Genomic DNA, 10010 nt, shown 5'->3' on the forward strand with positions numbered 1-10010 from the left:
GGCCTGACGGTGCTCGACGCCGCCGCGCCGGCCGCTCGCGCGGACGCCCAAGCGGCCCCGGCCCCGCAGCGCGTCGCGCCGCACGCGCTCGCCTACGTGATCTACACGTCCGGCACGACCGGCAAGCCCAAGGGCGTGATGATGAGCCACGCGGCCGCCCTGAACACGATCGCCGACCTGAACGCGCGCTTCGACGTGAACCCGTGCGACCGTATCCTCGGCCTCGCAAGCCTCGCGTTCGATCTGTCCGTCTACGACATCTTCGGCACGCTCGCGGCCGGTGCGGCGCTGGTGCTGCCCGAACCCGCGCGGCGCGGCGATCCCTCGCACTGGGCCGCGCTGGCCGGCGCGACGGTCACGCCGTCCGGCGCAGGCGACCTCGCCCGCGCAGCCGCGGCGGGCAGCGCGCAAGCGGCGGGTATGTTCACCACGCGCGAAACCGTGCCCCAGGCACCGGTGGCCGACATGCCGAACGACGCTGCCCAGCCTGACGCGCCGCTCGCCTTCGAGATGGCGGCGGATAGCGACGATGCGGCGGCGAGCACGGATACCGGCGACGCAGGATCGGACACGTCGTCCGACGGCGTCATCGACATGAGCGCCTTCCTGCCGCCGGTCGACGACAACGCTGCGGCCCTCGGCCTCGCGCCGTCGATGCCGCGGATCGATACGCCGTCGCTCGCACCGCTCGCGAACAGCGTCGCCACAACGCGCGCCGCGCCGGTTGTATTCGGTGCATCAACGGATTCGCACGCCGATGTATCCGCTTTTACGCCGGTGACGCCTGCCGCACCGAGCTTGCCAGCCGAACCCGTAACGACGACGCCTTTTGCGCCGAACTTGCCGGTCGAAACCGTGACGGCAACGCCCACCGCGCCGAGCCTGCCGATCGAGCCCGCAACGACAGTGCCTGCTGCACCAAACCTGCCGATCGAACCCGTGACGACGACGCCCGCCGCGCCGAGCCTGCCGGTCGAACCCCTAACGACAACGCCTTTCGCGCCAAGCCGCCCGGTCGAAACCATTGCTGCGACGCCTGCAGAGCCGGCGATCCAACACCATGACGCACCGGCCATGACGCCGCTGCACTCGTCGGTCACCGTTAGCCCGGCGGCATCGCCCGCCGCATCGGCGCCGGAAACCGTCGGCACAAATCGCACCGATTCGCGCGTCACGCCCCCCATCACGCCGCACGACGCCCCGGCCATCGCAACGCCCTCACCGTCGTTTGCGCCGTCGTTCACGCCAGCGTCGTCGCCCCAACCGGTCGGCACGACCGCCGACCGCACACGCCAGATCGCCCCGCCGCCGCCAGCCGTCGTCGCGGAAGCGCCGCCCGCAAACCGCCCCGTCCCGCCGTGGGAAGCACTGCCGATCGAGCCGGCCACCGTGCTGCCCGCTGCGATCGAGCCGGCCGCCTCGACTTCGACATTCGCCGAAACGCTGAGCGCGCCGCTAACGGCCATCAGCCCGTCGGCGCCCTCGGCCTTCACGTTCTCGACGCCAAGCGACCACGGCTACGCCGCGCCGCAACCCTCGGTGCTGTCGACGGACGCGTCGTTCACGCTGTCGACGCCGGCCGCCACGCTCGCCTCCGGCCCGACCGCCCCCGAACCCCAGCTTGCGGCTCCGGCCGACGTGGCGCCGGCATTCCTGCCCAGCGCGTTCGCTCCGGCCGCCGCACCAGCGCAACCCGCCGCGCAGCCAGCACCGGCAACCCCGGCGCCGGCCGAGCCGCCCGCCCGCCAGGCGCCGCCGAACGCCTTCGAATTCCGCGCCCCGGCGGCCTCGAACGTCGAACTGCCGGGCCTCGACCTGCTTGAGCCGGCCGCCGACGATCTGCCGCCGATCTCCGACATCGATCTGGCTCAGACCGGCCAGGTCATCGAACAGCGCCTGCAGGAATTCAAGGTGCCGGTCACGGTGGTCGGTGCATCGGCCGGCCCGGTCATCACGCGCTTCGAGATCGAGCCGGCGCTCGGCGTGCGCGGCAGCCAGATCGTCGGCCTGATGAAGGATCTGTCGCGCGGCCTCGGCCTCACGTCGATCCGCGTGGTCGAAACGATCCCCGGCAAGACCTGCATGGGCCTCGAACTGCCGAACGCCAAGCGGCAGATGATCCGCCTCTCGGAAATCCTCGCCTCGCGCCAGTACCAGCATTCGTCGTCGCAACTGACGATCGCGATGGGCAAGGACATCACCGGCAACCCGGTCGTGACCGATCTGGCCAAGGCGCCGCACATGCTGGTGGCCGGCACCACCGGTTCGGGCAAGTCGGTCGCGATCAACGCGATGATCGCCTCGCTGCTCTACAAGGCGACGCCCGAGGAAGTGCGGATGATCATGATCGATCCGAAGATGCTGGAGCTGTCCGTCTATGAAGGCATCCCGCATCTGCTCGCGCCGGTCGTCACCGACATGAAGCTGGCCGCCAACGCGCTGAACTGGTGCGTCGGCGAGATGGAGAAGCGCTACCGGCTGATGTCGGCCGTCGGCGTGCGCAATCTCGCGAGCTTCAACCAGAAGCTGCGCGACGCGGCCGCCAAGGACAAGAAGATCGGCAACCCGTTCTCGCTGACGCCCGAGGCGCCCGAGCCGCTCTCGCCGCTGCCGCTGATCGTGGTGGTGATCGACGAGCTGGCCGACCTGATGATGGTGGCCGGCAAGAAGATCGAGGAGTTGATCGCGCGGCTCGCGCAAAAGGCGCGCGCGGCCGGCATCCACCTGATCCTCGCCACGCAGCGGCCGTCGGTCGACGTGATCACCGGGTTGATCAAGGCGAACATCCCGACACGCGTGGCGTTCCAGGTGTCGTCGAAGATCGATTCGCGCACGATTCTCGACCAGATGGGCGCCGAATCGCTGCTCGGCCAGGGCGACATGCTGTTCCTGCCGCCCGGCACCGGCTATCCGCAGCGCGTGCACGGCGCGTTCGTGGCCGACGAGGAAGTGCATCGCGTCGTCGAATACCTGAAGCAGTTCGGCGAGCCGCAATACGAGGAAGGCATTCTCGACGGCCCGACGGGCGAAGGCGGTTCGCCGCAGGACCTGTTCGGCGATGCGCCCGACGCCGAAGCCGATCCGCTCTACGACGAGGCCGTGGCCTTCGTGGTGCGCACGCGGCGCGCGTCGATCTCGTCGGTGCAGCGGCAATTGCGGATCGGCTACAACCGCGCGGCGCGTCTCGTCGAGCAGATGGAGACGGCGGGCCTCGTGTCGCCGATGGGCATCAACGGCAGCCGCGAGGTGCTCGCGCCGCCGCTGGCCGAGTAAAACAACGCGCCCAAAACACGCCGCGCGCGGCACCGAAATTGCTCCGGTGCACGCCGGGCGCTTCAAAAAAACGTTGCGCGGGCAAGCGGTCGGTTGCCCGCGCAACGATCGAAACACGTCATTCTTCATAAAAAAACGGGCGGGACGCCAACGCGTCCCGCCCGTTTTGTCATCCATCGCCCGGCTTACGGCTTACTGCTGCACCGGCACCAGCTTGAAGTCGACCGGCTTGCTCAACGCGATCTTGCGCGCATCTGGATCGAGCTTGCCCGTCGCCACGTCGCGGCGGAACACGTAGAACGCGCCGCTTTCCTGGTTGCCGACGATCAGCCACTTGCCGGTCGGATCGATCAGGAACTCGCGCGGCGTCTTGCCGAACGTCGACTGCCGGCTCACGAAGCTGAGCTTGCCGCTCGCGGCATCGATCCGGTAAGCCACCAGCTCGTTCGCGTCGCCGCGGTTCGTCACGTAGAGGAAGCGGCCGTCCGGCGAGGCGTGGATCGCGCCGCCGCCTTCCTGGCCGTGGAAGCCGGGCGCGGCCATCTTCACGCTCTGCAGGTGGGTCAGCGTGCCGTCCTGGTAGCCGTACACCTCGACGGTGCCCTTCAGCTCGGTGGTCAGATACGCGAAGCGGCCGTTCTGCGAGAACACCAGATGGCGCGGGCCGGTGCCCGGCGGCAGCGGCACGTAGCGCGAATCGGTCGGGCCGAACAGGCCGCGCGAGCCGTCGGGCGTGTAGCGGTATTCGAAGACCTTGTCGACGCCGAGATCCTGCACGAACAGGTACTTGCCGTCCGGCGAGAACACCGTCGAATGGACGTGCGCGCCGTCCTGGCGCCCCTTCACCGGGCCGCCGCCCTCGTGATGCACGTTCAGCACCGAGTTGCCCACCTTGCCGTCCGCCTCGACCGGGAACACCGTGAAGCTGCCGCCCGGGTCCGCCGCCACCGAATAGTTGGCCGTGACGAGGTACTTGCCGTCCGGCGACAGGCTCAGATAGCACGGATCGTTCCCTTCCGACGACACGCGATCGAGGAAATTCAGCGTGCCGGATTTCGCATCGAACGCAAACGCGCTGACGCCGCCGCGCACGCTGGCCGGGCCGTCGTCGCCCGGCAGCTCGTTGACGGCGTAGACGAAACGCCCGTCGCGGCTCGGCAGCAGATAGGACGGATTGACGGTCTTGGCGGTCGAGACGACTGGCGACACGTCGCCGGTACGCGTATCGAACCGGTACACGTAGATGCCCTCGCTGCCCGCGCCGGTGTAGGTGCCGACCAGCAGGTTGTAGACGGCATCGTTCGGCGCATTGGCGGTATCCTGCGCAAACGCGTGCGCGGCGGACAACGACAGCACCACGGCGATACCCTTGATCCAGTGACCCAGTCTCAGCGGTGTCATACGCGTAATCCTCTCGAAGTGGAGGGGCTGCGGTGCGGGAATATCGAGGCCGTTGGAACTTCCGTGCACCGAAACGCCTCAGTTGTTGTGATTGTTCACCGATTCGGGCGGCCCTGCCCGCCTCGGTCGAGCGAAGTATACGGGGCCGTGCGCGCCGGCGTCGATTCGCGGCACGCACGACCCGGAAAGCCAATCGTCAGCATCACGGAGAACTGCACACATGCCAGCCCTCATCGAAGATTACGCGCTCGTCGGCGACGGCCATACCGCGGCCCTGATCTCACGCGACGGCTCGGTCGACTGGCTCTGCTGGCCCCGCTTCGATTCGGGCGCCTGCTTCGCCGCGCTGGTCGGCACGCCCGACCACGGCCGCTGGCTGATCCGCCCGTCCGCCGACGCGAAGATCCTCTCGAGCACGCGCCGCTACCGCGGTGAAACGCTGATCCTCGAAACCGATTACGAATGCGAGACGGGCGCCGTCACGGTGGTGGATTTCATGCCGCCCGGCAACGGCTGGTCCGAACTCGTGCGGATCGTGATCGGCAAGCGCGGCCACGTGCCGATGCAGATGGAACTGGTGCTGCGCTTCGATTACGGCTTCTCGATTCCGTGGGTCACGCGGCTGTCGCGCGAAGCCGGCATGAAGGCGATCGCCGGCCCCGACACGGTGGCGCTGCGCACGCCGGTGCCGCTGTCGGGCGAGAACCTGCGCACCGTCGCCGAATTCACCGTGCACGCCGAGGAGCGGGTGCCGTTCTCGCTGGCCTACGCGCCGTCGCACCTGCGCCTGCCGCCGGCGCGCGAACCGCTGTCGATGCTCGCGCGCACCGAGAATCACTGGCTCGAATGGTCGTCGCGCTGCCAGATCCAGGGCCGCTACGCCGGCGCCGTGCGCCGCTCGCTGATCACGCTGAAGGCGCTGGCCTACGAGCCGACCGGCGGCATCGTGGCCGCGCCCACCACCTCGCTGCCCGAGCACATCGGCGGCACGCGCAACTGGGATTACCGTTTCTGCTGGCTGCGCGACGCCACCATCACGCTGCTCGCGCTGATGCGCGCCGGCTACTACGACGAGGCGCGCGCCTGGCGCGCCTGGCTCGGCCGCGTGATGGCCGGCTCGCCCGAGCAGATCCAGATCATGTACGGCATCGCCGGCGAACGCCGCCTGCCCGAAATGGAGCTCGACTGGCTGCCCGGCTATCAGGATTCGAAGCCGGTGCGGATCGGCAACAACGCGGCGAACCAGCTCCAGCTCGACGTGTTCGGCGAAGTGATGGCCGCGCTGCATCTGGCGCGCGTGGGCGGCCTGCAGGCCGACGATACCGTCTGGTCGGTCCAGTGCGCGCTGCTCACCCATCTCGAGAAAATCTGGCGCGAGCCCGACGAAGGGATCTGGGAAACGCGCGGCGGCCGCAAGCACTTCACGTTCTCGAAGATCATGGCCTGGGTGGCGTTCGATCGCGCGATCAAGTCGGCCGAGCAGTTCCGCCTGCCCGCCCCGCTCGATCACTGGCGCACGCTGCGCGACACGATCCACGAGGACGTGTGCCAGAACGCCTGGAACGAGAGCAAGCAGGCGTTCTCGCAGAGCTACGGCAGCGACGAACTCGACGCGAGCGTGCTGATGCTGCCGCTGGTCGGCTTCCTGCCGCCGTCGGATCCGCGCGTGGTGGGCACGGTCGAAGCGATCGAGCGCGAGCTGCTGCACGGCGGCCTGGTGATGCGCTATCGCACCACCGATTTCGACGACGGCCTGCCGCCCGGCGAAGGCACGTTCCTCGCCTGCAGCTTCTGGCTGGTCGACAACTACGCGCTGCTCGGCCGGATCGACGACGCGCACCGGCTGTTCCGCCGGCTGCTGTCGCTCGCCAACGATCTGGGCCTGCTGGCCGAGGAATACGACCCGATCGAGGAACGCCAGGTCGGCAACTTCCCGCAGGCGTTCTCGCACGTCGCGCTGGTGCACACGGCGATGAACCTGATGCACCACGAGGAGGAAATGGCCCAGGCGGCGGGCCAGCCGGTGGCCGTGGAAACCGACGGCCGCTGAGCCATTCCGGATCACGGGTTTGCGACACCGCCAAGTCAGTTCGCGGATTCGTAAAACATCGCAAATTCAACGCCGCATCGGGAAAATGCTGCATTGCGGCATGATGCGGAACCCGTTATGATCGTCGCGACTGGCCGGCCACCGAACACGGTGGTCCGGCCCCGGACTTGACTGCGCGCCGCGGCGAGGAGCGCTCCCCGCGACGCTCTCCCCTCGGGAGCCTTCATGCTTTACCAAATGCACGAATTCCAGCGGGCGTTGCTGAGTCCGCTGACCGCCTGGGCACAGGCCGCGTCGAAATCCTTCGCCAATCCGTCCAGCCCGCTGTCGCTGATGCCCGGCGCCACGCGCTGGGCCGCGGCCTACGAGTTGATGTACCGGCTCGGCAAGGATTACGAAAAGCCCGAATTCAACCTGCACCAGATCGAGAAGGACGGCCACCACATTCCGATCGTCGAGCAGACGGTCATCGAAAAGCCGTTCTGCCGGCTGCGCCGTTTCAAACGCTTCGCCGACGATTCGGTGGCGGTGGGCCAGTTGAAGGAAGAGCCGGTGGTGCTGGTGTGCGCGCCGCTGTCGGGCCATCATTCCACGCTGCTGCGCGACACCGTGCGCACGCTGCTGCAGGATCACAAGGTCTACATCACCGATTGGATCGACGCGCGCATGGTGCCGGTCGAAACCGGCCCGTTCCATCTGAACGACTACGTCGACTACATCCAGGATTTCATCCGCCATATCGGCGCGCGCAACCTGCATGTGATCTCGGTGTGCCAGCCCACGGTGCCGGTGCTCGCGGCGATCTCGCTGATGGCGAGCCGCGGCGAGGACACCCCGCTGACCATGACGATGATGGGCGGCCCGATCGACGCGCGAAAGAGCCCCACGTCCGTCAATTCGCTGGCCACCAACCATTCACTCGCGTGGTTCGAGAACAACGTGATCCACACGGTGCCGGCGAACTATCCGGGCGAAGGCCGTCAGGTCTATCCGGGCTTCCTGCAGCACACCGGGTTCGTCGCGATGAACCCCGAGCGCCACGCGCAATCGCACTGGGATTTCTATCAAAGCCTGATGCGCGGCGACGAGGAAGACGCGGAAGCGCATCGCCGCTTCTATGACGAGTACAACGCGGTGCTCGACATGGCCGCCGAGTATTACCTCGACACGATCCGCATCGTGTTCCAGGAATTCGGCCTGGCCGAAGGCACCTGGGACGTGCGCGGCGAGCGCGTCAAGCCGGCCGACATCAGCAACACCGCGCTGATGACGATCGAAGGCGAACTCGACGACATCTCCGGCAGCGGCCAGACGCACGTCGCGCAGGAGCTGTGCACCGGCATTCCCGACGAACACCGCCGCAGCCTGACCGCCGAAAAGTGCGGCCACTACGGGATCTTCTCGGGCCGCCGCTGGCGCACCATCATCTATCCGCAACTGCGCGAGTTCATCCGCGATCACCAGCCGGCCCCGAAGGCTCCGGCCGGCGCGCCGCCGGTTGCGCCGGGCAGCGACGACGCAATCGGCGCGACGGCATCGCAGGCTGCCGCCAGCCCGGCCGTCAGCGCCGCGGCTCAGGATGCCGCACCGGCCGCGCCGCATGCCACGCCGGCCAAGCCCGCGCAACGCACCACGGCCAAGCGCAGCGCCGCGGCCGGCCCGCGCCGCTCGCCGGCCCAACCGGCCACGTCGACCAAGCCCGCCGCGAAGAAGGCCGTCGCACCGAAGGCTTCGCCGGCTCGCGCGCCGCGCGCCCGCAAATCGGTGTGAGCCTAGCGGGCGCACCCGAGCGCCCGCATCCACACCGGCATACGACAACGCCCCGCCCGGCAATCCAGCCGAGCGGGGCGTTGCGCATTCGGAAGGGAAAAGCCGCGCTCAGCGGCGCAGCAGGTAGGACAGCAGAATATCGGTGTTCATGCGCACCATTTCGGCGCGTTCGTCGGGCGTGCTGAAATCGCGGCCGAGCATCGCGGCCAGCGTGTAGCGGTTCGAGACGATGTAATAGCCGAGCCCCGACAGCGTCACGTAAAAGCGCAGCGGATCGACGTCCGAGCGGAACAGCCCGGCCGCCTGGCCGCGCGCGAGCACGTTGCCGAGCGTCTGCACGAGCGGCGAGATCATCGCGCGCAGGCTCTCCGCCTTCATCATGTAGCGCGCCTCGTGCAGGTTTTCATTGTTGACGAGGCGCAGCAGCTCCGGATGATCCCGGTAGTAATCCCAAATGAAATGCGCAAGCCGCGTGACGGCCTCGACGGGCGGCACGCCGTCGAATTCGAGCACGCGCTCGGCTTCGTTCAGCGCGGAAAACGAGTGTTCGAGAACGGCCGTGAACAACTGCTCCTTGCTGCCGAAGTAGTAGTACAGCATCCGTTCGTTGGTTTCGGCGCGGCGGGCGATCTGGTCGACGCGCGCGCCGGACAGGCCGCCGCTGGCGAATTCTTCTGCGGCGGCCAGCAGGATGCGGCGCCGGGTTCCTTCCGGGTCTCTTTTGATTTTCGGCTGAGTCATGTGTTGGGCCCGCGTGATTCGCGTGATTCAGTCGGCATCGCCGGGGGCGTTCGATCCGCATCCGGCTCCGGGGGCCGACCCGGCCGGATAGGGAGTCGCGCCCTGCAGCGGTCGAGCAAAAAATGCGCCTTGATTATGCGCATAGGCGCAGCCGAGCGCAAGGCGGGAAATCGGCGATAATTGCGCTTTGCCGAACCCTGCGGGCCGCGCTGAAACGCCCTTCCCCCGGCGCGCGCCGCCCCCGCCGTCACCGTGACCGACATCCAAAAACTCGCGGATCGCATCGAAGATCTGCTTCCCCAGACGCAATGCACGAAGTGCGGCTACGAAGGCTGCCGCCCCTACGCCGAGGCGATCGCCAACGGCGCGGCCGGCTACAACCAGTGCCCGCCCGGCGGCCATGAAGGCATCGAGCGGCTCGCCGCGCTGCTCGGCAAGCCCGTGATTCCGCTCGCCGTCGAGCATGGCGAGGAGCGCCCGCGCCCGCTCGCCGTGATCGACGAACAGCTCTGCATCGGCTGCACGCTGTGCATGCAGGCCTGCCCGGTCGACGCGATCGTCGGCGCGCCCAAGCAGATGCATACCGTGATCGCCGAGCTGTGCACCGGCTGCGACCTGTGCGTGCCGCCCTGCCCGGTCGACTGCATCGACATGATCCCGGTCACCGGCGAGCGCACCGGCTGGGAGGCCTGGACCCAGCAACAGGCCGACGGCGCGCGCGCGCGTCACGACCAGCGTCTGGCCCGCCAGCAGCGCGCTCGCGAAGCCGCCGAGG

General features: G+C 68.3%; 6 protein-coding genes. 4 read left to right on the top strand and 2 right to left on the bottom strand.

Going from position 1 to position 10010, the window contains the following annotated elements; genetic code table 11:
- Nucleotides 1-3273, top strand: a 3273-nt coding sequence (locus G3N92_RS26285; protein ID WP_206130512.1) for a DNA translocase FtsK, incomplete at its 5' end; no start/stop codon positions are given.
- Nucleotides 3274-3465: 192 nt separating this feature from the next.
- On the opposite strand, the gene G3N92_RS26290 is transcribed toward G3N92_RS26285, so the two are convergent.
- Nucleotides 3466-4674 (bottom strand): lactonase family protein, encoded by a 1209-nt coding sequence (locus G3N92_RS26290; RefSeq protein WP_206130513.1) that lies wholly within the window; start codon nt 4672-4674, stop codon nt 3466-3468.
- Between the two features lie 220 nt (nt 4675-4894).
- Between G3N92_RS26290 and G3N92_RS26295 the strand changes: the two genes are divergently transcribed.
- Both G3N92_RS26295 and phaZ read left to right on the top strand, forming a co-directional pair.
- Nucleotides 4895-6724: a glycoside hydrolase family 15 protein gene (locus G3N92_RS26295; protein ID WP_206130514.1), complete on the top strand. Its 1830-nt coding sequence runs from the start codon at nt 4895-4897 to the stop codon at nt 6722-6724.
- Between the two features lie 225 nt (nt 6725-6949).
- On the top strand, nt 6950-8494 hold the full coding sequence (gene phaZ, locus G3N92_RS26300; RefSeq protein ID WP_206130515.1) for a polyhydroxyalkanoate depolymerase: 1545 nt from the start codon (nt 6950-6952) through the stop codon (nt 8492-8494).
- A gap of 108 nt (nt 8495-8602) precedes the next feature.
- Here the strand turns inward: phaZ and G3N92_RS26305 are convergent, their stop codons facing one another.
- Entirely contained in the window at nt 8603-9235 is a 633-nt protein-coding gene (locus G3N92_RS26305; protein WP_206130516.1) for a TetR/AcrR family transcriptional regulator, read from the bottom strand.
- Nucleotides 9236-9487: 252 nt separating this feature from the next.
- Between G3N92_RS26305 and rsxB the strand changes: the two genes are divergently transcribed.
- A partial coding sequence (gene rsxB, locus G3N92_RS26310) for an electron transport complex subunit RsxB (RefSeq protein ID WP_206130517.1) occupies nt 9488-10010 on the top strand: 523 nt, incomplete at its 3' end.

The organism is Burkholderia sp. Ac-20379 (assembly GCF_017104645.1).
Lineage (GTDB): Bacteria > Pseudomonadota > Gammaproteobacteria > Burkholderiales > Burkholderiaceae > Burkholderia.